28 protein-coding genes are annotated in these 21998 nt (G+C 65.1%); 8 read left to right on the forward strand and 20 right to left on the reverse strand.

Annotated features, from left to right (window positions below; translation table 11 throughout):
• Positions 1–93: 93 nt before the first annotated feature.
• The 3 genes from hslO to AC3WS4_RS14785 are packed head-to-tail and all read right to left on the reverse strand — an operon-like array spanning position 94 to position 3115.
• Entirely contained in the window at positions 94–1008 is a 915-nt protein-coding gene (gene hslO / locus AC3WS4_RS14775) for an Hsp33 family molecular chaperone HslO (protein ID WP_492739506.1), read from the reverse strand.
• Positions 1005–1931 carry an ornithine carbamoyltransferase gene (gene argF / locus AC3WS4_RS14780; RefSeq protein WP_492739777.1) on the reverse strand — a complete coding sequence of 309 codons (927 nt, stop codon included), beginning with the start codon at positions 1929–1931 and terminating at the stop codon, positions 1005–1007. The genes hslO and argF overlap by 4 nt, the downstream gene beginning before the upstream one ends.
• Positions 1928–3115 carry an aspartate aminotransferase family protein gene (locus AC3WS4_RS14785; protein ID WP_056350943.1) on the reverse strand — a complete coding sequence of 396 codons (1188 nt, stop codon included), beginning with the start codon at positions 3113–3115 and terminating at the stop codon, positions 1928–1930. Before AC3WS4_RS14785 ends, argF begins: the two co-directional genes overlap by 4 nt.
• Positions 3116–3276: 161 nt before the next feature.
• Between AC3WS4_RS14785 and AC3WS4_RS14790 the strand changes: the two genes are divergently transcribed.
• A complete protein-coding gene (locus AC3WS4_RS14790; protein ID WP_492739505.1) occupies positions 3277–3714 on the forward strand; it encodes a hypothetical protein in 438 nt (145 codons plus the stop codon).
• Positions 3711–4613, forward strand: coding sequence for a cation diffusion facilitator family transporter (locus AC3WS4_RS14795; RefSeq protein ID WP_492739504.1), 903 nt, complete (start codon positions 3711–3713; stop codon positions 4611–4613). The genes AC3WS4_RS14790 and AC3WS4_RS14795 overlap by 4 nt, the downstream gene beginning before the upstream one ends.
• A 96-nt stretch (positions 4614–4709) precedes the next feature.
• Here the strand turns inward: AC3WS4_RS14795 and AC3WS4_RS14800 are convergent, their stop codons facing one another.
• Positions 4710–5696 carry an LLM class flavin-dependent oxidoreductase gene (locus tag AC3WS4_RS14800; RefSeq protein WP_492739503.1) on the reverse strand — a complete coding sequence of 329 codons (987 nt, stop codon included), beginning with the start codon at positions 5694–5696 and terminating at the stop codon, positions 4710–4712.
• 67 nt (positions 5697–5763) lie between these two features.
• On the reverse strand, positions 5764–6216 hold the full coding sequence (locus AC3WS4_RS14805) for an Lrp/AsnC family transcriptional regulator (protein WP_492739502.1): 453 nt from the start codon (positions 6214–6216) through the stop codon (positions 5764–5766).
• Positions 6217–6289: 73 nt separating this feature from the next.
• On the opposite strand from AC3WS4_RS14805, the gene AC3WS4_RS14810 reads away from it, so the two are divergent.
• The 3 genes from AC3WS4_RS14810 to AC3WS4_RS14820 all read left to right on the forward strand — a co-directional run bounded on the left by AC3WS4_RS14810 (position 6290) and on the right by AC3WS4_RS14820 (position 8461).
• Complete coding sequence (locus AC3WS4_RS14810) at positions 6290–6880, forward strand: LysE family translocator (protein ID WP_492739501.1); 591 nt, start codon at positions 6290–6292, stop codon at positions 6878–6880.
• A gap of 99 nt (positions 6881–6979) precedes the next feature.
• Positions 6980–7945: an aldo/keto reductase gene (locus AC3WS4_RS14815; RefSeq protein ID WP_492742857.1), complete on the forward strand. Its 966-nt coding sequence runs from the start codon at positions 6980–6982 to the stop codon at positions 7943–7945.
• Between the two features lie 60 nt (positions 7946–8005).
• The gene (locus AC3WS4_RS14820) at positions 8006–8461 is read left to right on the forward strand and encodes a DUF411 domain-containing protein (RefSeq protein WP_492739499.1); all 456 of its coding nucleotides are present in this window, start codon (positions 8006–8008) and stop codon (positions 8459–8461) included.
• A gap of 104 nt (positions 8462–8565) precedes the next feature.
• On the opposite strand, the gene AC3WS4_RS14825 is transcribed toward AC3WS4_RS14820, so the two are convergent.
• The 3 genes from AC3WS4_RS14825 to AC3WS4_RS14835 all read right to left on the reverse strand — a co-directional run bounded on the left by AC3WS4_RS14825 (position 8566) and on the right by AC3WS4_RS14835 (position 10912).
• Positions 8566–9444, reverse strand: a complete 879-nt coding sequence (locus tag AC3WS4_RS14825; RefSeq protein ID WP_492739498.1) for a dienelactone hydrolase family protein — start codon at positions 9442–9444, stop codon at positions 8566–8568.
• 514 nt (positions 9445–9958) lie between these two features.
• A complete protein-coding gene (locus AC3WS4_RS14830; protein WP_492739497.1) occupies positions 9959–10231 on the reverse strand; it encodes a hypothetical protein in 273 nt (90 codons plus the stop codon).
• A gap of 21 nt (positions 10232–10252) precedes the next feature.
• On the reverse strand, positions 10253–10912 hold the full coding sequence (locus AC3WS4_RS14835) for an HAD family hydrolase (RefSeq protein ID WP_492739496.1): 660 nt from the start codon (positions 10910–10912) through the stop codon (positions 10253–10255).
• 69 nt (positions 10913–10981) lie between these two features.
• Here AC3WS4_RS14835 and AC3WS4_RS14840 point away from each other — a divergent pair, with 69 nt between their 5' ends.
• Positions 10982–11170, forward strand: a complete 189-nt coding sequence (locus tag AC3WS4_RS14840) for a hypothetical protein (RefSeq protein WP_492739495.1) — start codon at positions 10982–10984, stop codon at positions 11168–11170.
• A gap of 54 nt (positions 11171–11224) precedes the next feature.
• On the opposite strand, the gene AC3WS4_RS14845 is transcribed toward AC3WS4_RS14840, so the two are convergent.
• The 8 genes from AC3WS4_RS14845 to glmU are packed head-to-tail and all read right to left on the reverse strand — an operon-like array spanning position 11225 to position 17634.
• A complete protein-coding gene (locus AC3WS4_RS14845; RefSeq protein WP_492739494.1) occupies positions 11225–12199 on the reverse strand; it encodes a hypothetical protein in 975 nt (324 codons plus the stop codon).
• 1 nt (position 12200) lies between these two features.
• Positions 12201–14024, reverse strand: coding sequence for a glutamine--fructose-6-phosphate transaminase (isomerizing) (glmS, locus tag AC3WS4_RS14850; RefSeq protein WP_492739493.1), 1824 nt, complete (start codon positions 14022–14024; stop codon positions 12201–12203).
• A 17-nt stretch (positions 14025–14041) separates the two neighbouring features.
• The gene (locus AC3WS4_RS14855; RefSeq protein ID WP_056350918.1) at positions 14042–14410 is read right to left on the reverse strand and encodes a PIN domain-containing protein; all 369 of its coding nucleotides are present in this window, start codon (positions 14408–14410) and stop codon (positions 14042–14044) included.
• The gene (locus tag AC3WS4_RS14860; protein WP_492739492.1) at positions 14407–14631 is read right to left on the reverse strand and encodes a ribbon-helix-helix domain-containing protein; all 225 of its coding nucleotides are present in this window, start codon (positions 14629–14631) and stop codon (positions 14407–14409) included. The genes AC3WS4_RS14855 and AC3WS4_RS14860 overlap by 4 nt, the downstream gene beginning before the upstream one ends.
• Before the next feature lie 34 nt (positions 14632–14665).
• The gene (locus AC3WS4_RS14865; protein WP_492739491.1) at positions 14666–15388 is read right to left on the reverse strand and encodes a putative DNA-mimic protein; all 723 of its coding nucleotides are present in this window, start codon (positions 15386–15388) and stop codon (positions 14666–14668) included.
• A 38-nt stretch (positions 15389–15426) separates the two neighbouring features.
• Complete coding sequence (locus tag AC3WS4_RS14870; protein WP_492739490.1) at positions 15427–15741, reverse strand: hypothetical protein; 315 nt, start codon at positions 15739–15741, stop codon at positions 15427–15429.
• Entirely contained in the window at positions 15738–16277 is a 540-nt protein-coding gene (locus AC3WS4_RS14875) for a GNAT family N-acetyltransferase (protein ID WP_492739489.1), read from the reverse strand. Before AC3WS4_RS14875 ends, AC3WS4_RS14870 begins: the two co-directional genes overlap by 4 nt.
• Before the next feature lie 4 nt (positions 16278–16281).
• Entirely contained in the window at positions 16282–17634 is a 1353-nt protein-coding gene (gene glmU / locus AC3WS4_RS14880; protein WP_492739488.1) for a bifunctional UDP-N-acetylglucosamine diphosphorylase/glucosamine-1-phosphate N-acetyltransferase GlmU, read from the reverse strand.
• Between the two features lie 116 nt (positions 17635–17750).
• Between glmU and AC3WS4_RS14885 the strand changes: the two genes are divergently transcribed.
• Entirely contained in the window at positions 17751–18455 is a 705-nt protein-coding gene (locus AC3WS4_RS14885) for an HAD-IA family hydrolase (protein ID WP_492739487.1), read from the forward strand.
• The gene (locus AC3WS4_RS14890; RefSeq protein ID WP_492739486.1) at positions 18424–19368 is read left to right on the forward strand and encodes a hypothetical protein; all 945 of its coding nucleotides are present in this window, start codon (positions 18424–18426) and stop codon (positions 19366–19368) included. Before AC3WS4_RS14885 ends, AC3WS4_RS14890 begins: the two co-directional genes overlap by 32 nt.
• Here AC3WS4_RS14890 and AC3WS4_RS14895 read toward each other — a convergent pair.
• Genes AC3WS4_RS14895 through AC3WS4_RS14910 form a run of 4 tightly spaced genes read right to left on the reverse strand, consistent with a single transcriptional unit; the run spans position 19361 to position 21966 of the window.
• Complete coding sequence (locus AC3WS4_RS14895) at positions 19361–20386, reverse strand: nucleotidyltransferase family protein (protein ID WP_492739485.1); 1026 nt, start codon at positions 20384–20386, stop codon at positions 19361–19363. The genes AC3WS4_RS14890 and AC3WS4_RS14895 overlap by 8 nt on opposite strands.
• Positions 20383–21249 carry an HprK-related kinase A gene (locus AC3WS4_RS14900; RefSeq protein WP_492739484.1) on the reverse strand — a complete coding sequence of 289 codons (867 nt, stop codon included), beginning with the start codon at positions 21247–21249 and terminating at the stop codon, positions 20383–20385. The genes AC3WS4_RS14895 and AC3WS4_RS14900 overlap by 4 nt, the downstream gene beginning before the upstream one ends.
• Positions 21246–21527 carry an HPr-rel-A system PqqD family peptide chaperone gene (locus AC3WS4_RS14905; RefSeq protein WP_492739483.1) on the reverse strand — a complete coding sequence of 94 codons (282 nt, stop codon included), beginning with the start codon at positions 21525–21527 and terminating at the stop codon, positions 21246–21248. Before AC3WS4_RS14905 ends, AC3WS4_RS14900 begins: the two co-directional genes overlap by 4 nt.
• A complete protein-coding gene (locus AC3WS4_RS14910; RefSeq protein WP_492739482.1) occupies positions 21520–21966 on the reverse strand; it encodes a MarR family winged helix-turn-helix transcriptional regulator in 447 nt (148 codons plus the stop codon). The genes AC3WS4_RS14905 and AC3WS4_RS14910 overlap by 8 nt, the downstream gene beginning before the upstream one ends.
• Between the last annotated feature and the right edge of the window lie 32 nt (positions 21967–21998).

Here is a 21998-nt window from a genome sequence, read left to right on the forward strand (position 1 = left end):
GCAAACATGCGACCCTGTGAAGATAAAATAGCGTTTCGGCGCCGCGATTTCAACCGCTTGGCGCTGAAAAACGTCCATTCGTCGTCAGCCGGCTCAGTTGGGGGTGGCGATTTCGCCGAGCGGGATCGGGAAAATCCGCGAACAAAAGGCGCAATCGACGACGATATTGCCGGCCTCGTCGGCCATGTCGACGCGCTCGGTCTCGGGAAACTGGCGCAGCACCCCGGCGAAATAATCGAGGCTGCACCGGCAGCCGCGCGACACGGTGATGCCCGATTCGACGCGCACCTCATCCTCGTGGAACAGCCGCCATGCCAGCGTCTCGAGCGAATGCGCGGGGTCGGTCAGTTCCTCGGGTTTCAGCGTCATCGCGATCGTGCGCGCATGCTCCCATTCGGGATGATCGTGGCGCGTGTGCAACCGGTCGCGACCGACCTCGCCCTCCGGCAGATGCTGGAGCAGCAACCCGCCCGCGACGCAGCCGGCTTCATGGTCATGGCGCGCGGCGAGCCTGATCAGGCTCGGGATCTGCTCGGACTGTTCGAAATAATGTTCGGCCGCATCGCCGATCGACACGCCTTCGAGCGGCACGATCCCCTGATAACGCTCGTCGGTCGCCGGCTGGTCGAAGGTGATCGCGAGGAAGCCCTCGCCGAACAGCGCGAACAGCGTCGGGTCCGGTCCGACCTCGGCCAGCCGTTCGGCGTCGAATTTGAGGTAACCGCGCAGCTCGCCGCCGCGATAGTCGCAGACGAGCAGTTCGATCGGCCCGCCGCCGGTCTGCGCCTGCAGCGTCAATTGCCCGCCATCGGTCTTGAGCGTCGAGCCGAGCAGCACGGTCAGCACCAGTGCCTCGGCGAGCAATTTCTCCGCCACCGGCGGATAGCTGTGGGCGCTCAATATCGTGTTGAGCACCGGCCCGAGCCGGACGAAGCGCCCGCGCACATGGCGCGCGGCAATGGTAAAGACCAAAGGCTGGTCGAACCAGGTTTCGACGGTTTCGCTCATAACTTCCCTAGCGCCCACAACAGGACGGATTTCTGGGCATGGACGCGGTTCTCGGCCTCGTCCCAGACGCGCGACTGCGCGCCGTCGATCACCGCATCGGTGACCTCCTCGCCGCGATGCGCGGGCAGGCAGTGGAGGAACAGCGCGTCACCCTTCGCCGCGCCCATCAGCCGTTCGTCGACCTGATAGGGCGCCATCGCCGCGAGCTTGTTGTGCGCATGGTCCTGCCCCATCGACACCCAGGTGTCGGTGACGACCAGGTCGGCGCCGGCGACAGCTTCGCGCGCGTCGCGGACGATATCGATCTTCGCGCCCTTCGCACGTGCCGCCTCGACGAAGCCCGCATCGGGCTCATAGCCCTGCGGCACGCCCACGCGGACGTTGAAACCGAACAGCCCCGCCGCCTCGATCAGCGACGCCAGCACATTATTGCCGTCGCCGAGCCATGCGAGTTCCAGCCCGGGCAGTGCCTTGCCGCTCTCGACGATCGTCAGCAGGTCGGCAACGATCTGACACGGATGCGACAGGTCGGTCAGGCCGTTGATGACGGGGACGCTGGCGAAATGCGCCAGTTCCTCGATCTTGTCATGATGGTCGGTGCGGATCATGATCGCATCGGCATAGCGCGACAGCACGCGCGCAGTGTCGGCGATCGTCTCGCCGCGGCCGAGCTGGCTCGTGCCCGCGTCGAGGATCATCGGCACCCCGCCCAATTGGCGGATCGCGATGTCGAACGAGCAGCGCGTGCGCGTCGAATTCTTCTCGAACACCATCGCCAGCACATGGTCGGCGAGCGGCTTGTCGGCGTCGGGTTTCGCCTTCGGCCAGCCGGCGCGCGCCGCCTTGCGGTCGATCGCGTCCGACAGCATCGCTGCGATCGCATCCCCGCCCGCATCGGACAGGTTTAGAAAATTCGGCATCAGCTTTCGGGCGGCGTATAGCTCGCCGCGCCCGCCGACAATTTCTCGATGCACTCGTTGATGTGCGACTCTTCAATGTTGAGCGGGGGCAGGATGCGGATGACATTGTCGCCCGCCGCCACCGTCAGCAGCCCATGGTTGTCGCGCAGATGCGCGACGAAGGCGCGGCTGTCGCTCTTCATCTTGACGCCGAGCATCAGCCCCATGCCGCGCACGCTCTCGAACAGATTGTCGTGGTTCGGGATCAGCTGTTCGAGCGCACCGCGCAGCCGCTCGCCCGTCGCCTTGACGCCCTCAAGGAAGCCCTCCTCGAGCACGACGTCGAGCACCGCCTGCCCCGCCGCCATTGCGAGCGGGTTGCCGCCATAGGTCGAGCCGTGCGTGCCGATCACCATGCCGCGCGCCGCCTTTTCGGTCGCGAGGCACGCGCCCATCGGGAAACCGCCGCCGATGCCCTTGGCGCTGGCGAGGATGTCGGGGGTCACACCGAACTGTTCATAAGCATAGAGCGAGCCGGTGCGCGCGACGCCGCACTGGACCTCGTCGAACACCAGCATCAGGTCGCGCTGGTCGCAAATGTCGCGCAGCGCCTGCAGAAAGGGCTGCGACGCCGGACGGATACCGCCCTCGCCCTGTACCGGTTCGAGTAGGAAGCCCGCGGTATTGTCGTCCACGAGATCCAGCGCAGCATTGACATCGTCGAACGGTGCATAGGCGAAACCGGGCAGCAGCGGGTCGAAACCCTTGCGCAGCTTCTCCTGGTTGGTCGCCGAGATCGTACCGAGCGTGCGGCCGTGAAAGGCGTTGTTGAAGGTGATCAGCGTGTGCTTGTGCGCGTTGCCCGCGCTCGAGTGGTAGGCGCGCGCGGTCTTGATCGAACATTCAACCGCCTCGGCGCCCGAGTTGGTGAAGAAGACGGTGTCGGCGAAGGTATTCTCGACCAGCCGCGCCGCATAGGCCTCACCCTGCGGGCTGCCGTACAGGTTCGACACATGCATCAGCGTCGCAGCCTGATCCTGGATCGCCTTGGTCAGATGCGGGTGGCCATGGCCGAGCAGATTGACCGCGATGCCGCTCGCGAAGTCCAGATAACGCTCGCCGCGTTCGCCGATCAGATAGGCGCCCTCACCTCGCACCGGACGCACACCGCACCGGGGGTAAACGGGCATCAGCGGCGTGATCGACATGTCAGGCACCTTTCCAAAACACAAAAGATACGACCAAAGCAAAAAGGCGACCCCAGATGGGCCGCCCTTGGGTCGGGGGGTCCCTATACTGCCCCCTGCTTGGCCGCGTCAACACAGGGCGCGCGCGGCAACCAAGGCCGCAGCGCGGCGTATGAGCGGGGATGCGATACCGGTTCGCCCTTTCCTTCGCCGCGCTGCTGCTCGCTGCCTGCGACGGCCTGCCGCGCGATGCGGCCGGCACGACCGAGCGGATCGAACGCACGCACGCGATGCGCGTCACCGTCCTCCCCGGAACCCCCGACGCGCAGCCCGCTCTCGCGCTCGTCGGCGCCTATGCCCGCGACCATGGCGCGCACCTCCGCATCATGCCCATTCACGGCGAGCATGCGCATAAGGCGCTCAAAGACGGCGAGGTCGATGCGCTCATCGGTCATTTCGCCAAGGCCTCGCCTTGGCAGGCCGATATCGCGCTGTCGAAGCCCGTCGCGCGCGGCGAACCCGACGACAAGGAACATCCCGTGCTGCGCATCGCGCGGCGCAACGGCGAAAATGCCCTGATCCTCGCCACCGACCGGCTGGTCTCCGAGGGCCCGCGATGAGCCTGCACAGCGGTATCCCCGACGCCATCGCCGCCGACGTGCGGCATGGCGAGCGGCTCGAATGGTGGACCTTGGCGTGGATCAGCAGCGTCGTCGTGGTGATGGCGCTCGTCATGGGCGCAAGCCAGGCGATGAAGTCGGCAGTGATCGAGGATGTGCTGAGCCTCATCCCTGCGATCGTGTTCCTGCTGTCGGTGCATTGGGAGCGCAAGCGCGCCAACAATCGCTTCCCTTTCGGCTATCGCCGCGCCAACAGCCTCGCTTTCCTCGTTGCGGCGACGGCACTGCTGGCGATGGGCGGCTTCCTCGTTTATGAAAGCGCCACGACGCTGGTGCGCCAGGAGCATCCGACCGTCGGGGGCATCACCCTCTTCGGCCACACCATCTGGCTGGGCTGGCTGATGATCGCGGCGCTCGTCTATTCGATCATCCCGCCGCTCATCCTCGGTCGGATCAAACAGCCGGTGGCAAAGCGGATCAACGACAAGGTGCTGCACACCGACGCGCTGATGCAGAAGGCCGACTGGCAGACCGGGCTTGCCGCGATCGCCGGCATCACCGGCATCGGGCTCGGCTGGTGGTGGGCCGATGCCAGTGCGGCGCTGTTCATCGCGCTGTCGATCATCAAGGATGCCGTGGGCGCGCTGCGGCAAGCGGTCGCCGAACTGCTCGACGGAACCCCGCGCGCGCTCGATTCGAACGCGATTGCCGAGGATGCCGAACGGCTGATCGCAGCGCTCAAGGCGCGCTTCGGCGACGTCGGGGTGCGGCTGCGCGAAACCGGCCGCTATATCACCGCTGAGGTCGATTGCGCGCCGCCGGCTGTCATTCCCTCTGCCACCGAGTTGATGGGCGACAACGCTTGGCGGCTGGCAAGCCTAAGCTTTCGGCCTCAATAACGTCGTCATTGCGAGCGAAGCGAAGCAATCCAGAGCGAGTTGACGCTACTCTGGATTGCCGCGTCGCCTTCGGCTCCTCGCAATGACGACGTTTGGCTAAAGACTCTTCGCCGCTTCCATCGCGAGCGCCACCGAATGCTTCCGCGCGTCATGGTCGTACATCGATGAAGCCACGACCACCTCGTCGACCCCGGTGCGCAGGGCGAACGCCTTCAACCCGTCGCGAACGTCGTCGACCGTGCCGACCGCCGAGCATTGCAGCACATGGTCGAGGATCGCGCGCGCGTTGGGTGGCAGGCTGTCCTTGTAACCCGCGAGCGGCGGCTTCATCTTCCCGGGATTGCCGGTGCGCAGCGCGACAAAGGCCTGTTGCTGCGACGAGGCGAGCAGTTCGGCCTCTTCGCGCGTGTCGGCGGCGAAGACGTTGAAGGCCGCGGCGGCATAGGGTTCGGACAATTGCGCCGACGGCTTGAACTGCCGCCGATAGATATCGAGCGCCTCGTCGAGCGCGTCGGGGGCAAAATGGCTGGCGAAGGCATAAGGCAGCCCGAGCATCGCCGCGAGCTGCGCGCCGAACAGGCTCGACCCCAGGACCCAGATCGGGATGTGGGTCCCCTCGCCCGGCACCGCGCGGATGCCGAGCCGTTCGTCACCGGCAAGAAAGGCCTGCAATTCGACGACATCCTGCGGAAACTGCCGCTCGTCGCTCGTGAGGTTGCGGCGCAGCGCCCGCGCGACGACTCCGTCCGACCCCGGCGCGCGGCCGAGGCCAAGGTCGATACGACCGGGAAACAACGCCTCCAGCGTGCCGAATTGCTCGGCGATCACCATCGGTGCATGGTTGGGCAGCATGATCCCCGCCGACCCGATCCGGATGCTCGACGTTGCCTGCCCGATATGCGCGAGCACCACCGCGGTCGCGGCGCTCGCGATCCCCTGCATGCCGTGATGTTCGGCAACCCAATAACGGCCGTAGCCCAGTGCTTCGGCATGTCGGGCGAGGTCGGCCGCATTGGCCAGCGATTGGGCGATCGTCCCGGTGTCGGTGACGGGCACAAGATCGAGCAGGGAGAGTTTCAGCATGAAACCGATATGCGGTCGCGGGGCGCCGTGTTCAACCTTAGCGCTTCGCCGGAACGGCCAAGAAAAACTACGCCCGCTCATCCTTAGGCGAACCCATCAGCACATAGGTGGTGATCGCATTCACCTGCGGCAATATGCCCAGCACCTCGGTGTGGAAATGCTTGTACGCCGCCAGGTCGGCCGCCTCGACGCGCAGGATATATTCGATCGCGCCGGTAATATTGTGGCATTCGCGAACCTCGGGCGCCTCGGCCATCGCCGCCTCGAAATCCTCCTGCGCCTGCTTGGTGTGAGTCGACAGCCCGACGGTAACATAGGCCATGAAGCTGTAACCGACCTTCGCGGGATCGATCCGCGCGCGATAGCCCTTGATCACGCCGCTGCGTTCAAGCTCCTGCACCCGGCGCAAACACGCCGACGGCGACAGCCCCACCCGCTCGGCGAGTTCGAGGTTCGAGATTCGCCCGTCGCGCGACAGTTCGCGCAATATATTGCGGCCAATGGTGTCGATGTTGCCCATAGATTGCATAATCTATCGCAAAACCGCCCATCTTTGCAACCACCAGCATCATAAGCCGCATTATATTGCGCATATGGATCAGACCACCCTTGCCGCCCTCTCGGCCTTCGCGCTCGTCTCGTCGATCACGCCGGGTCCGAACAACATGATGCTGATGGCGTCGGGCGCCAATTTCGGCTTGCGCCGTACGGTGCCGCACGCACTGGGGGTCGGGATCGGCTTCACGCTGATGATCGTCCTCGTCGGCGTCGGACTGATGGGCCTTTTCGACCTGTTCCCCATTCTCAACACTGTTCTCAAGGTGGTCAGCGTCGCCTATTTGCTGTGGCTCGCGTGGAAGATCGCCAATGCGGCCGCACCGACGACCGACGGCGATGCGCGCGGCAAGCCGATGACCTTCGTCCAGGCGATGCTGTTCCAGTGGGTCAATCCCAAGGCATGGACGATGGCGCTGTCGGCGATCGCGCTCTACGCCCCCGACCGCAATGTCGTCGCGGTACTGCTCGTCGCGATCGTCTTCGGCATCGTCAACCTGCCCTCGACGAGCATCTGGGCGGTGATGGGACAGGCGCTGCGCGGCTGGCTGTCGAGCCCGGCGCGGCTGCGCGCCTTCAACTGGACGATGGCGGCGCTGCTCGTCGGATCGCTTGCGCTTCTGATTTGACGGCTTAATGCACGGCGCGACCTCCCCTCGCGACCGGAGAAGAGAAGTATGCAAAGCCGCCGCCTTGGCAAAAGCGCCATCCATGTGTCCGACATCTGCATGGGGACGATGACCTTCGGCAGCCAGACCGACGAGGGTGAAGCGTTCCGCATCCTCGACCGCTGCTTCGACGAGGGCATCAACTTCTACGACACCGCCGAGGGCTATCCGGTGCCGCCCGATACCAAATGGGTCGGCCGCACGGAAGAAATCGTCGGGCGCTGGCTGAAGACCAAGCCGCGCGACGCGATCATCCTCGCCACCAAGGTTTCGGGGCCGAGCCATGTCTGGTTCAAATCGCCGTGCCGCAACGGCATGACCGCGCTCGACCGCAAGAATATCATGCAGGCGATCGACGACAGCCTGACGCGGCTGCAGACCGATTATGTTGACCTCTATCAGACCCACTGGCCCGACCATGACGCGCCTTACGAGGAGATAATGGACGCGCTCGACGAACTGGTCAGAGCCGGCAAAGTCCGCATCCTCGGCTGCTCGAACGAGACAAGCTGGGGGCTGATGAAGTCGCTCGCGGCGTCCGAACGGCTCGGCGTCCATCGCTACCAAACGATCCAGAATAATTTCAGCCTCAACAACCGCCGCTTCGAGGACGAACTCAAGCAGGTATGCCGGCAGGAAGGCGTCAGCCTGATCCCATACTCGCCGCTCGCCGGCGGGGTGTTGTCGGGCAAATATCAGGGCGGCGCGACCCCCGAGGGGGCGCGTTTCTCGCGCTATCTCGGCATGGAAGGCCGGCAAGCCGTGATGGGCCGCCGCTTCGTCAACGACAAGAGCCTCGCCGCGACCGAACGCTATCTGAAGATCGCCGAGGAGGCCGGGCTGCACCCTGTGACCATGGCGACCGCCTGGTCGAAGCAGCATGACTTCGTCGCCTCGACGATCGTCGGGGTCAGCGCCTATGACCAGGTCGACCCGATCCTCGCGGCCAAGGATCTGGTGCTGAGCGACGATGTGATGGCGGCGCTGCACCAGGTCAGCCGCGACATCCTCTACCCGATGGGGTGAGCGCCTTGCGTCGCGGAGGACCTTTGCTATCCTGACCGGGTCACCCCGAAAGGAAACCGCATGCCCCCCGCCCGCCGCACCCTGTTCGCCTTCGCCGCCTTTGCCGGCATCATCGGCACCGCACACGCCGCCAATCCGACGATGTTCCGCGACGCCGGCTGCGGCTGCTGCCTCAAATGGCTCGAGCTGGTGAAGACCTCCTTTGGGGCCAAGGTCACCGTGGTCAATGCGGCCGACATGGATGCGGTCAAAGACAAGCAGGGCGTGCCCGCGGCGCTGCGCAGTTGCCACACCGTTCTCGTTGGCGGCTATGTCATCGAGGGCCATGTGCCCGCGAAGGAAATCGCCCGGCTGCTCAAGGAAAAACCAAAGGGCGTCAAGGGCCTGGCGGTCGCGGGTATGCCGACAGGATCGCCCGGCATGGAATATCGCAATATCCGCGAAGCCTATAAGGTGATGACCTTCGGCCCCGACGGCCAGCGCGTCTATGCGAGCTATGCGGCGAGCGGCGGCTGAGTTCACCGCCTGCCCTAATCCCGTTCGCATCGAGCGAAGTCGAGATGCCCATCGGTCGTGCGCGCCTTCGGGGTGTCTCGACTTCGCTCGACACGAACGGGAAATCAGGCGGGCTTTAACTCGGCCTTGAACAGCTGCAGCATCCGCCCCCACGCCTTTTCCGCCGCCGCCTCGTTATAGGCGCGGCCGTCGGGCGGGCACCAGCCGTGCATCGCGCCGGCATAGACCTCGACCTCGTGCCACTGCGGGCGCGGCTTGAGCACCTCGGCCAGCAAGACCTTCTCGTTCGGGCTTTCTTTGTCGTCATTGTCGGCGATCGCGAAGAGATAACCGGCATTGGTGCCGTCGATCAGCAGATGCGGGCTGTCGGGCTTGTCGGTGGCGACCCCGCCGCCGTGGAAGCTCGCCGCCGCGCCGACGCGATTGGGGCTGAGCGCGGCGGTATAGATCGTCATCGCGCCGCCCATGCAATAGCCGGTGGTGCCGATCCGCCGCTTGGTGTCGACTTCCTTCTGCGCATCGAGGAAGGCGAGATGCGCGGTCGCGTCGGTGGTAACGAGCGTCTTGTTAAGCTGCTTCAGATAGCCGAACAATTTCTCGCGCACCTCGGGGACGTTGAAGTCGTTGGCAGCATCGACGACCGGCGATTTCTGCCAGCGGTAGAAGGGGTTGATCGTCAGCACCGCATAGCCCTCGCCCGCCAGCCGGTCGGCCATCTGGCGAAAGGCGGGGCGCAAGCCGCGGATGTCGGGCCACACCAGCACGGCGGGATGCTTGCCCTCGGCGGGCGCGACGAAATAGGCGTCGCAGGTGCCGTCGGCGGTCTTGATCTCGACATCGCGGCCCTTGACCGGCTGGCCCGCCAGCGCGCGCGCGGGCAGCGCCGCCATCAGCGCCCCGGCGCCCGCGAGCGCGGTAAAGCTGCGCCGCCCGACGGGCAGCCCGGCGCGGTCGAGGTCGGCTTCGGTTTCGTGGGTGCACATGGCGTCTCTCCTTGGGGGGATTTTCGAAAGCGGCGGAAAACTGCCGAACTTTATAGTGGATTCACGTCGCCGGCCATCGTTCCCCGGCGCAGGCCGGGGTCCAGACAGATCGGCGCGCGCTCCACGACATGGACCCCGGCCTGCTCCGGGAAACAGCGAACGACTCGCCTTCGAAAAACGGCGCAAAACTGCGCAACTTCATTCGCGATTGACGTTTCGACGGGCGATCGGGGCACTGCATGATCGCAGGCTAATCTGGCAATGTTTTTTAGGACAGCGCTTTTTGCATCCAATCCTCCCCGTGGCGCAGCCATGGGGAGGTGGCAGCGCGAAGCGCTGACGGAGGGGCCGACGCCGTCAGGCGTCGTGTAAGGTTTCGGCCCCTCCACCACCGCTTCGCGGCAGTCCCGCTGGCGCTAAGCGCCGTCTGCGACTCCCCCATCGCTACGCGACAGGGAGAATCGACCCGAATGTGTCGTCAACATTATGGACCGCTGAGCTCCTTTTCAGGGTCTCAGCGCCGCCCCTCCAGATCCTTGATGATGTCCGGGGCCGCAAGGTCTCGCGACACCTTGTCCAGAACCGGGTCGAAGTTTTCGGCACGGCCATATTGGCGCCCATCCGCCGCCGCCTCGGTTTCCTCCCAGCGGGCACCGCCGCGCATCGGCGCATCGTCAAGCGCGTCGCGCGCCATCTGCTGCACCTTCTTCATCCGCCGCCACAGCCAGACCGGCCAGACGACGAGCGCAGCGAACAACAGCAACGGCCACAGGATATTCCAGATCACATCCACCCCCTGCAATCATGATCAAGCAGCGATGCTAATCTCTTCAAAGGTAAAGGCAAGCCGGTGTACCCCGACCTCGCGCAGCATCGCGCCATGCGCGGCGCGATCGACGATATGACCCGCGCCGCAGAAACCAACGACGGTCATCCCCGCCGCAAGAGCCGACCGCGCGCCGGTCGGCGAATCCTCGACCGCCAGGCACTTCGCCGGATCGACACCGAGCCCATTGGCGGCGGCCAGATAGATGTCGGGATGCGGCTTGCCGCGGTCCCAGCCGTCGGCGCTGTAGATATGGTCCCCGAAATGATGGCCGAGCCCGAACAGCCCGAGCGCCCAGCCGATATATTCGGCGCGGCTCGACGAGGCGATCGCGCGCGGCAGCGCCCCCAGCGTATCGAGGAAGGCGGGCGCGCCGGGCACCGCGTCGAACCCCTCCATGAAGCGCGCCCTTGCCCGCTCGCGGTGCCGCTCGCGAAAATCGGCGGGCAGCGGACGCCCGAAGCGCGCCTCGATCCGCCGCTGGGTCTCCTGCCAATTATGGCCGTAATAGTCGCGCAAACTCTCGTCATAGGTCGTCGGCATGCCGACCGCGGTCAGGCTCTCGGCAAGCGACAGATTCGCGCGCACCTCGCTGTCGGCGATCACGCCGTCGAAGTCGAAGATGATGGCGGCGGGGGTCATAAGCGCGCGTCCTGTTTATGCGAATGCAACTTGTCGGGCCTAGAGGCCATGGCAACAGGAGACGCAATCATGAAGTTCATCGAGCTCAAATCGCGCGGCGGCAATTATCTGCTCGTCGCGGAAAATGTCGCGTGGCTCCGCGACTATGAGAACGGCCAGACGCAGGTCGGCATGGTCGGCGGCGCGCCGCTGCTGATCGTCGGCAAGATGGAGGATATCGCGAAGTCGATTCTGGAGCAGGCGAATGCGGTAGGGTGAGGGGGCCGTTGCCAGGCGATGACAGCGTCGCAGCGAAAATAATGGTGGAGCGCGTCATGAAAACAGGTTTAGCGACCGCCGTATGGTCGCGACTAGCTCCTCAGAAAACCTACTGGGATTTTCGACATCCCAAATGACAGTAGTACAGTGATTGGTATCAAAGTGAGTCTGCTTCTCTGCAAACTTATTCTTCTCGCAAAGATATAGCACCGGTTTTCCGAGACCTTCGGCATAGCCAGCCTCCCAATATGCTCCGGAATTGTCGTGCGTAAGATCGACTAGAACAAACGCCGAATCTCGTATCTGAGCCCTGAGCAAATTGTCAATAATTCCGGCTTTGGCTGTGTCTCTTATGTCCACCAATACGAAACCCACAGATTCTACTGCAGGCTTGATCACGTCTCTGGCGAACACTTCCAACACCGGATCATTAAACTTCATGGCCAGGAATCCGAATGATCCGGCAATATTCCCGCGCCGCTCCGCATCATATGCGGCCCAACCATCCAACGATAAGTTGAGATGCTGAACGTCGTACGGTGAATCGTAACTTGCTGTTTCAATTCCCGCTAATACGCCGCGATTTACCAACTCGGTGGCGATTCGAAGAGCGGCGTTTCGGCTCGGCGCACCTACCATCGCCGCGAGCGTGCCCGGCATTTCGACAAGGTCGTCTCCAGTTTCGCGTACATGGTCGCCCACAAGCTTGATGATATTACTGGCCTGTTCATGCGGGCTTGGCAGGACAGGCTTTTCATCAAGCGCAGCTTTTACATCATCGCTGTTCAAAATTGGAAGGGCTGAGCCGTAAGCCCCAGACTGCTGCACGCGATAGGCTAGAAGCGATCGACGGAGATCTTCGGGCTCAGCTTCCCATCCCTCCAATATCGCTTTGGCAGTGCCCACTAGCGCGAACTTTCCGCAGGAATCGCACTCGAACTGATAGGTATCCTGCCCGAGATACCAACCGATGCAATCAATGTGGTCTCTATTGCGGCAGATTGGACAATTGACCGGCTCTTGAGTCATCTCACTCCACCGTCACCGACTTCGCCAGATTGCGCGGCTGGTCGACATCGGTCCCCTTCGCCACCGCCACATGGTAGGCCAGCAACTGCACCGGTACCGCATACACCAAAGGCGCGATCAGCGGGTGGACCTTGGGCATTTCGATCGTCGCCATGCAGCCGTCGCCGGCTTCGGCGAGGCCTTCGGCGTCGCTGATCAGCACGACCTTGCCGCCGCGCGCCATGACTTCCTGCATATTGCTGACGGTCTTTTCGAACAAGGGGCCGCTCGGCGCTAGGACGATCACCGGGACCGCCTCGTCGATCAGCGCGATCGGGCCGTGCTTCATTTCGCCCGAAGCATAGCCTTCGGCGTGGATGTAGCTGATTTCCTTGAGCTTGAGCGCGCCTTCGAGGGCGAGCGGATAGTCGGGACCGCGGCCGAGGTAGAGCACGTCGCGCGCCGGGGCGACGAGGTGCGCCATGGCGGCGATTTCCTCGTCGTGGCTCAACGCGGCGTTGAGCGCGGCGGGAGCTTCGATCAGGTGGCGGACGATATCGCGTTCCTCGGCAGCGCTGAGCTTGCCCTTCTTGAGCGCGAGGTGCGCCGCGAGCGCGGCGAGTACCGCGAGCTGGCAGGTGAAGGCCTTGGTCGACGCGACGCCGATTTCCGGCCCCGCGTGCGTCGGCAGCAGCAGATCGGCCTCGCGCGCCATGCTGCTGGTCGGCACGTTGACGACGACCGCGATCGTCTGGCCGTTCGCCTTGCAATGGCGCAGCGCCGCGAGCGTGTCGGCGGTCTCGCCCGACTGCGAGATGAAGAGCGCGAGCCCGCCGGGCTGGAGCACCGGGTCGCGATAGCGGAATTCCGACGCGACATCGATGTCGACGGGGACGCGCGCGAATTGCTCGAACCAATATTTGGCGACCATGCCGGCGTAGAAGCTGGTGCCGCAGGCGACGATGGTGATGCGGTCGATTTTGCTGAGGTCGAAGTCCATCTGCGGCAGCGCGACGGTCTGTTCGAGCGGGCGAATGTAGGAGGAGAGCGTCTGCGCGACGACGGTTGGCTGTTCGAAAATCTCCTTCTGCATGAAGTGGCGGTAATTGCCCTTCTCGATCGTCGCCGCGGTGACGCCCGAGGTGGTGATTTCGCGGGTCACGGGATTGTTCGCGCTGTCGAATATCTGCGCGCCCTCTCGCGTGATGACGACCCAGTCGCCTTCCTCGAGATAGGCGATTTTCTGGGTCAGCGGCGCAAGGGCAAGGGCATCGGAGCCGAGATAGGTCTCACCCTCGCCATAACCGACGACCAGCGGCGAGCCGAGCCGCGCCCCGATCAGCAGGTCGGGGTGCTGGCGAAAGGCGATGGCGAGCGCGAAGGCGCCGCGCAGCTGCGGGAGGACCGCCTGCACCGCCTCGGTCGGCGACTTGCCGGCCTCGACCTGTTCGCTGACGAGGTGCGCGACGACCTCGGTGTCGGTCTCGCTCTCGAACGTCCGTCCGCGCGCCTGCAGCGCCTCGCGCAGCGGCTTGAAATTCTCGATGATGCCGTTGTGGACCAGCGCGACCTCGCCCGTCGCATGCGGGTGGGCGTTGCTGGTGGTCGGCGCGCCGTGGGTCGCCCAGCGGGTGTGCGCGATGCCGACGAGGCCCGGCGCGGGGTTGCCCGCAAGCTCTTTCACCAGATTGCCGAGCTTGCCCTCGGCGCGGCGGCGGACGAGCTGGCCGCCCTCGACGGTGCAGACCCCCGCCGAATCATAGCCGCGATATTCCATGCGCTTGAGGCCATCGACGAGGCGATCGGCGACCTGGTCCTTGCCGACAATTCCGATAATTCCGCACATGTGGGTCTGGCTTTCGTTTAGAGCGTGTAGGGAACGCGAATACCCGGCATTGCTGCCGGAAACACCTTGATATTGCGTGTAACAAGAATGCGGCCGCTAATTTGCGCGGTCGCGAGCACCAGCGCGTCGCAGAGCGTCAGCCCCTTGCGCTCGGCGCGCAGCGCGGCGGCGCGGCGCGCGACCGCATCGCCGACCTCCTCGACCGCGAAACAGCCGAGGAAGGCCTCGACCGCCTTCACCGATACGGGATCGGCGGCGGTCATCACCTCGGTCCAGCTGATCCGGCTGACGCTCTTGCGCCCCGCGCGGCGGATCTCGCTGCGCGCGGCCTCGACGCCGTTCAATGCGTCGATGAGAATGTCGCTGTCGAACTGCGCGTCGATCATTCGCGCTTGCCCCGCAGGCGGCGCTGGTAGCGCAGGCCGTCGCCGATATCGTCGCGCTCACGCCAGATGCCGAACGCATTGTCGATGGCGTCGCCCGAGGCATCGGCGCGATAGGCGGCGACGGCGCGGCGGACGAGTTCGGCGCGCGACACGCCCTGCTCGGCGGCGAGGCTATCGAGCCATTCGACGTCGGCGTCAGGGATGTCGGCGAGGAAGCGCATGCAAGATTGATATCATATCATGATATCAAGTCAATCAGGTGAACTGAACGACCGCGCCCGTCTCCAATGAAGATCGGCAGGCCGCCATAAGGTTGAGGATGCTGTGCGCTTCCACCGGATAAGCTTGCCAGACCGACCCTTGCGTATTTGGTTCATCCATCAATTCCAGAAAGTCGTCCGATTCTGGATCGACATCGTCCGGCAAATGAAGCGCGGCCGCCAGTTCGCTACACTCTTCTAGCAGCGCGGCAGAAGAACCGATCATCATGCCAAGTCCGGGTCGCTGCGGTTGCGTAAAGTCGACGATCACTTCTTTGAACGACCGCGGCAGGTAAAACCCCTCGGCATCGGAATGTAGCACCAAGTGCTGAAACTTCGGGCGCGGCGGTGGCCCGCCAAACAGGCCTAGAATTTTTCGCTTATCGCGATTGAGCAAATAATGTTCATGAAGCTGCCCAAATTGCACGGAAAGGGGGTCATCGGCATAGCTTTCATAACTCGCCCCGGGAGGTGGCAGCACGCCCTTGAGAGCCCAGAACGCCCCCAATCGCCGCAGCGCGTGAAGTCCGCCATAGCCCCACATCTGGGCTTCGAAATATCTGTCATGCGGCATCGACTTGGGTTCTTGGTGAGCGGCCATCCCCTGCTCGGCAAGGACTGCATTAAGCGCGTCGAACGGTTCATCGAGAAACTCAGCTTCCTCCTCATCCTCAGCCAAGTTCTGCGCGTATAATCCCACCGCTACCGTCAACCCCATCGTATGCTCCTCCGCTCGCCCCGCTTGTCACCAACAATCTAACTACCGCCGAAATTCCGGTCGACATAGATCATCGCGAATTGCACCGGATCGGCCGGCGCGCTGTTCGCCTGTTCGAAGCGCGCCTTGCCCTCTTCCCAGATCTTGCGGACCTGCGCGGGCAGGTCGGGGCCGAGCTTCATCTGCCGCGCGACGATCTGCGGCCAGCTTCCGGTCGTGCCGAAGCTCTTGTGCAGCTGCGGTTCCATCGCCTTGCAATAGGCGGCGGTCGCGTCGTCGAGATGGCCGATCGCCTGGAGCACCCAGGCGTCGACAAAGCGCAGGAAGGGCTTGTCGGTGTAGCGGTCGCTCATCGCGTCTTCTCCATCATCCATTCGTCCCGCAACAAGCCGTAGATCAGCGAATCGCGCACGCCGATATGCGTTTCCCACTCGCCGCGCAGCCGGCCCTCGCGCTGGAAACCCAGGCGCTCGAGCAATCCGATCGACCCGGGGTTTTCGGGGTCGGTGTCGGCAAAGATACGGCGCAGTTTCATATCTCCGAAACCATGATCGATCACCCGCGCCACCGCCTCGCGCGCGATACCGCTGCCCCACCGGTCGCGGTGCAGGATATAACCGATTTCTTTCACATCGGGCTTGCCGTCGATCAGGATCACCCAGCCGAGCGCAACATCGTCGCCCGCGGTGATCGCCCAGCACAGAAAGCCCTGCCCCTCGGTCGCGTTGCCTTTGACATAGTCCGCGGTCTCGGCGGGCGACGCGTGCGGCCCGCTCGACCACCAGGTCATCACTTCGGGGTCGGACAGCACGGGAAATAACGCAGCGGCGTCGTCCTCGCGCAGCTGGCGCAGCACGAGGCGCGCGGTCGTGAGGGTCGGCGCGGGCATGGCGTTATTTCTTCTCCGCCGCTTTCTTCTTCCGCATCGCATCGTGGAAGCGGTCGGCCCAATTGGGTTTGACCAGTTGCTCACCGCGGACCAGCCGCAGTTCGCCGTCGGCGACGTCGCGGGTCACCGCGCTGCCGGCGGCGACGATCGCGTCGCGGCCGATCTTCACCGGCGCGACGAGCGCGCTGTTCGATCCGATGAAGGCATTCTCGCCGATCTCGGTCCGATATTTGAAATAGCCGTCATAATTGCAGGTGATCGTGCCCGCGCCGATATTCGCGCCCGCGCCGACCGTCGCATCACCCAGATAGGTGAGATGGTTGGCCTTGGCGCCTTTGCCCAGCGTCGTTTTCTTCACTTCGACGAAATTGCCGACCTTCGCCTTCTCCTCCAGCACCGTGCCGGGGCGCAGCCGCGCGAAGGGACCGACTTCGCAGCCGCTCGCGATGCTCGCACCCTCGATATGGCTGAAGCCGCGGATCGTCACATTATCGGCGATCGTGACGCCGGGACCGAAGAAAACATGGGGCTCGATCGTCACGTCGCGGCCAAGCTCGGTATCCCAGGAGAACCAGACCGTCTCCGGCGCGCGCAGCGACGCGCCGCCCGCCATCGCCTCGTCGCGCTTGAAGTCCTGCCACTGCGCCTCGGCGGCGGCGAGTTCGGCGCGGCTGTTGATCCCGGCGACGTCGGCGGGGTCGGTCTTGACCACCGCGCAGTGCCGCCCGTCGGCGTTGGCGATGTTGACGATATCGACGAGGTAGAACTCCCCGGCCGCATTATCGTCGGTGACGCGCGCGAGCAGCGCGAACAGATCGGCCGACCTGGCCGCCATCAGCCCCGAATTGCACAAAGTCACCGCGCGCTCGGCCTCGGTCGCGTCCTTGTGCTCGACCATCTTGGTGACGCGGTCGCCCTCCACAATCACGCGCCCATATTGCAGCGGATCGGCCGGCTCGAACGCCAGCACGACCACGGCGGGCGCATCGGCGGCGGCGAGCCGGTCGATCATCGCCTGCATCGTCGCGGCGGGGACGAAGGGCACGTCGCCATAGAGGATCAGCACATCGCCATCGAAGCCGGTCAAGGCGCCCTCGGCCTGCTGCACGGCATGGCCGGTACCAAGCTGCGGGTCCTGCACCGCGAGGTCGGCGCTGCCCGCGAGCGCGGCTTCGAGTTGCTCGGCCTTGTCGCCGACGACGACGACCTTCTTCGCGGGTCTCAGCGCATCGACGCTGGCCATCAGGTGGAGCAGCATCGGACGCCCGGCGATCGGGTGCAGCACCTTGTGCAGGTCGGACTTCATGCGGGTGCCCTTACCCGCGGCGAGGATGACGGCAGCGATCGAATTGCTCATGGCGCGAGCCATGCCAGCAAATCATTGCGGTTTCCAGAACATCGCGCCATGCGCTCCTTCAAACTCCGTTCGCATCTCGACTTCGCTCGATGCGAACGGGAATCGGGGCTCGTGTCATGTCATTTCCCTTCGCCATCATCGGCTTCGATCTCGACGGCACATTGGTCGATACTGCGGGCGACCTCACCGCCGGGGTCAATCATGCGCTCAGCCTCGCCGCGCGCGCGCCGCTGACCGTCGACCAGGTGCGGCCGATGATCGGGCTGGGCGGGCGGCATATGCTCGAACAGGGACTGCACGCGACCGGCGGCGTCCCAGGTGGCGATTTCGAGCGGCTGTTCCGCGAATTCCTGCGCCATTACGAAGCCAATATCGCCGTCCACAGCCGCCCCTTCCCCGGGCTGATCGAGGCGCTCGACCAGCTCGACGCGCTGGGCGTGAAGACCGCGGTGGTGACCAACAAGACCGAACGCCTCGCGCGTTTGCTGCTCGGCGACCTCGGGCTCGCCGATCGTTTCGCGACGATCATCGGCGGCGACACGCTGGGGCGCGAGAATGCCAAACCCTCCCCCGCCCCGATCCACGAAATGATCGCGCGCTGCGGCGGCGGGCGCACCGCCTTCGTCGGCGACAGCATCTATGACATGGAGGCCGCCAACGCCGCGGGGGTGACGAGCATCGCGGTGCGGTTCGGCTTTCCGAACCAGCCGGTCGAAACGCTTGGCGCCGACCATATTATCGATCATTACAACGCATTACTGCCTTTGTTGCGCGAGTTGGGGGATTCGCATGTCCAATCAGATATGGGACGAAGAGATTGAGCCGCCGGCGCCCAATCAGTGGGTGCGGCTGGGCGGAGTGCTCGCGGCCGCGGCGCTGATCGCGGCCATCGTGGGGATGCGGCCGTCGCAGGTCTCGCCGACCGGCGTGCTCGGGTACAGCCTGATGCAGACGGTGCTGCTTTCGGCGATCCTCTATTTCACCTGGATGCGCGATGGCCCGACCTGGCGTCCGATCGCGACCGCGGCCGGCCTGTTCGTCGTCATCATGCTGGTCAATCTGGACAAGGCCGACCGGCATGCCGTGGCGGTCAAGGCCGATATGGCGACCTTCGGCAAGCTGTATTTCGACGCCGGCGGCAGGCTGGTGGCGCCCCCCGACCCGTCGAGCCACGGTCCCTTTTCGCGGGCGACGATCAAGCTCGCGAAGGAAACCGAAAAGCTCAACGACGAATATATGCTTCAGTTGGACCAGTCCGGAATGCTGGCGCTGTTCGATGCCAACCGGATTCGCGTCAATCCCGGCATGTTCAAGAATTGCGGCGCGATCATCGCGGTCAAGTCGGACATCCCGAAATATAAGGCGCGGCACCTTGCCCTGATCGAAAAGGGGCGGCGCGATTTCGAAGACGTCGATGCGGAATCGGAGATGGTGGAGGCGGTTCTGCGCGGCATGGATAGCCGAATGCCGCAGGCGCGGTCGGACATCGAGCGAAGCTGGGACCTCAACGGCCAGCAGATCGAAGCCGCCCATGCCGCATGCCAGGTGCTGGCGCGCGGCAACTGGCATGCCCAGGGCACGGTCTTCGCCTTCACCTCGCGAAGCGACATGGCCGCATTCGACCGCCACAGCGACCGGCTCAACGCCCTTTCCGAGCAGCTCGAGACGATCGCGGACGCCGGACGACAACGGATGCGGGCCGCGCAAAAGGAGATGGCGCGCGGCCTCAAATAGCCGCGCGGCCCTTGCGCCATTTCGTCCACAAATGCCGCGCCAGCATCAGCGGCGGCATACGCAGCCAATGCGAGCGGATGTAGAAGATCTGTTGCAGCAGCGGATCGGTCGCGCGGCCCCAATCGTCGCGCGCGAGCAGGCGGCGCTGGTATCGCTCATCACCGGGCTTGATCCGGTTCCAGCCCGACGGCAGCTGCGTCCCGTAAAGGTCGCGCGCCAGCCGCGCGGCGCGGTGGACCGGCTTTTCGAGTCCGTGCACCTCCGCCCGCGCATCGAGCTTGCCCCAGAAACCGCGATCGGCGGCGGCGAATTCGGCGGTCAGCCTATGGAAATCCCACAGGTTGCGGAGGCCCCCCTGCAGGTCGCCGTCGGCGAGCATATGCGCGGCGCAGTGGCACGCCATGTCGGCGGGGTTGAGTATACGAAAGCCGCCCGGCGTGCGGATCGCATCGCCGACCAATGCCAGCGCATCGGGCGTAATCCGGTGCGTGCGCGGCAGGATCGTGTGGTGGACGTCGATCATCCGGTCGCGGTCCTTGTGGATCAGCGGCGGCAGCTCGTGCATATGGTCGCGGTAATAGGCATCGTCATAGTCGTCCTGCTTCAGCCATTCCCATCCGTCGATCAGCGCCAGATTCTCGGCACGGCCAAGGTCGTGCCAGGGCACAAGGATGTCGAGATCGCCGATCTGGCGCCCCGCGGCGCAGGCGAGGCCCGCCGCCGCATAGGCGGTGCCCTTGAGCAGCACGAACTCGACCCCCGCCGGGTCGAGCGAACGGCGCGCCATTTCGGCCTCCCACAGCGCCTGCGCCTGCCCTACCGCGGCGGCGGCGCGCTGGTCGGCGAACAGGGCAGCGACCGAGGGGGGCAGCGCCGCATCCTCGAGCCGGCAGGCGAGCGTCGCCAGCAGCGCCTCTGCACGCGCGACGCTGACCACCCCGTCCCAGTCGCGCGGGGCCAGCGAGCCGGGGTCGCGCCGCCCCGCGAGCAGGTCGACGAGCGCTTCGACCGCGCTCATCGCACTGCCTCCGCCCATAATTGCGCGACGATCGCCATGCCGCTCGCGCTGTCGGGATAGCCGATGGTGAAGGCCGGCGTCTCACGCACCAGCCGGGTCATCGCGGCGAACCCCGCCTCGCCCAGCGCGACATAATTGGTCGATGCCTCGGTCAGCCGGACAAAGGCCTCGCCCTCGCCGATGCGCTCGATCGCCGGCGCGCCGCCGAAGCGGGGGAAGAGCAGCAGCGCCGGGCGCGCGGGTTCGTGCATCGCGGCAATCGCATCGGCGCGCGGGATCAGGTGGCGGAGATCGCCCTTCGGCGTGCCCGCGAGCAACGGGCCGAACCGCGCCGCGTCGACGCGCGCTTCGACCTCGGCGATCGCCTCATTCTTCAGGCTGACCGCACGCGGAAAGCCGAGCGCGGCGCCGCTCTGCGGATCGATCAAGATGAACTCGTCGCCCATCAGCCGCCACTCGCCCTCGCCGAGCAGCGCCGCGAGGGTCGATTTTCCCGAGCCCGACTCGCCCGACAGGATCACCGCGCGGCCGTCCTTCGCGACCGCGCTGGCGTGGAGCAGCATGTGCCGCCGCCAGCCGAGCGCGACCTGCAGGTTCATCCCCATTTCGGCGGCGAGCAATCCCATCGACAGCGGCAGCGGCAGCGCGTCGGGGACGATATAGTCGCCGCCGATATGCACCGACGGGCGCAGCCAGCGCCGCCAGGGCCGCGCCGCGAACAAGCGCACCGTCGCGTCGGCGGGGCGGGCATCGTCGCGGGGATAGCCGGCGTAGAGGGTCTTCAGCGCGGCGATCGGCTGCGCCCAGTCGCTGCCGATACGGAATTGGACCGGGCCGACGGCGATGCGCGTGCGATGCCTCACGCCGGCTCGACCAGCCCCATCGCCGCGAGTTCGGCGAGCCGCGCGGCGAGGATCGCGGTGGCATCGCCTTCGCCGTCGAGGTCGAAGCGGTCGGCGAGCCGCGCGGCGAGCGTCGCGGCGTTGCACGGGCTGCCGGCCAATGCGGTCAATATCTCGGGCATCGGCGCCACGACGAGGTGGGTCTGCATCGACCGCCGGTCGAAGATCGCGGTCAGTTCGCCCAAGGGTTCGACCCGCAGCGCGCCCTCCCCCGCTGCGCGATACGTACGATCAGCCATAATCTTCGGCGGCGGCGGTCAGCTTGGCGAGGATCGCGAGCAGCGTCGCGCGCTCGGCGGCGCTGATGTTCGATTCGAGCCGCGCCTCGCTCGCCAGCGCGGCGGGAACGATCGCGTTGTAAAGCTCGCGCCCGGTCGCGGTGAGATCGAGGTGATGCGAACGGCCGTCGGCCTCATGCGCCTGCCGCGCGATCAGTTGCCGGTCGGCGAGCGCCTTGGCGGCACGGTTCACCGTCACCTTGTCCATGCGCGTCGCCTGCACCAGCTCGCGCTGGGTCTTGGGCGCGCCCTCGCCGAGCACCGCCATCAGTCGCCATTCGGGGATCTTGAGCCCGAAGCGGTTCTGATATTCGGCGGCGATCCGTTCCGACAGCGCGTTCGACGCGATCGACAGGCGATAGGGCAGGAAATTGTCGAGGTTGAGGTTCTTTGCGGCCATGTCCCCGTTCTTATCGACAATCCCGGCGCTGT

The sequence above is a fragment of the Sphingopyxis sp. EU05-FHT14B03 genome (assembly GCF_058790875.1).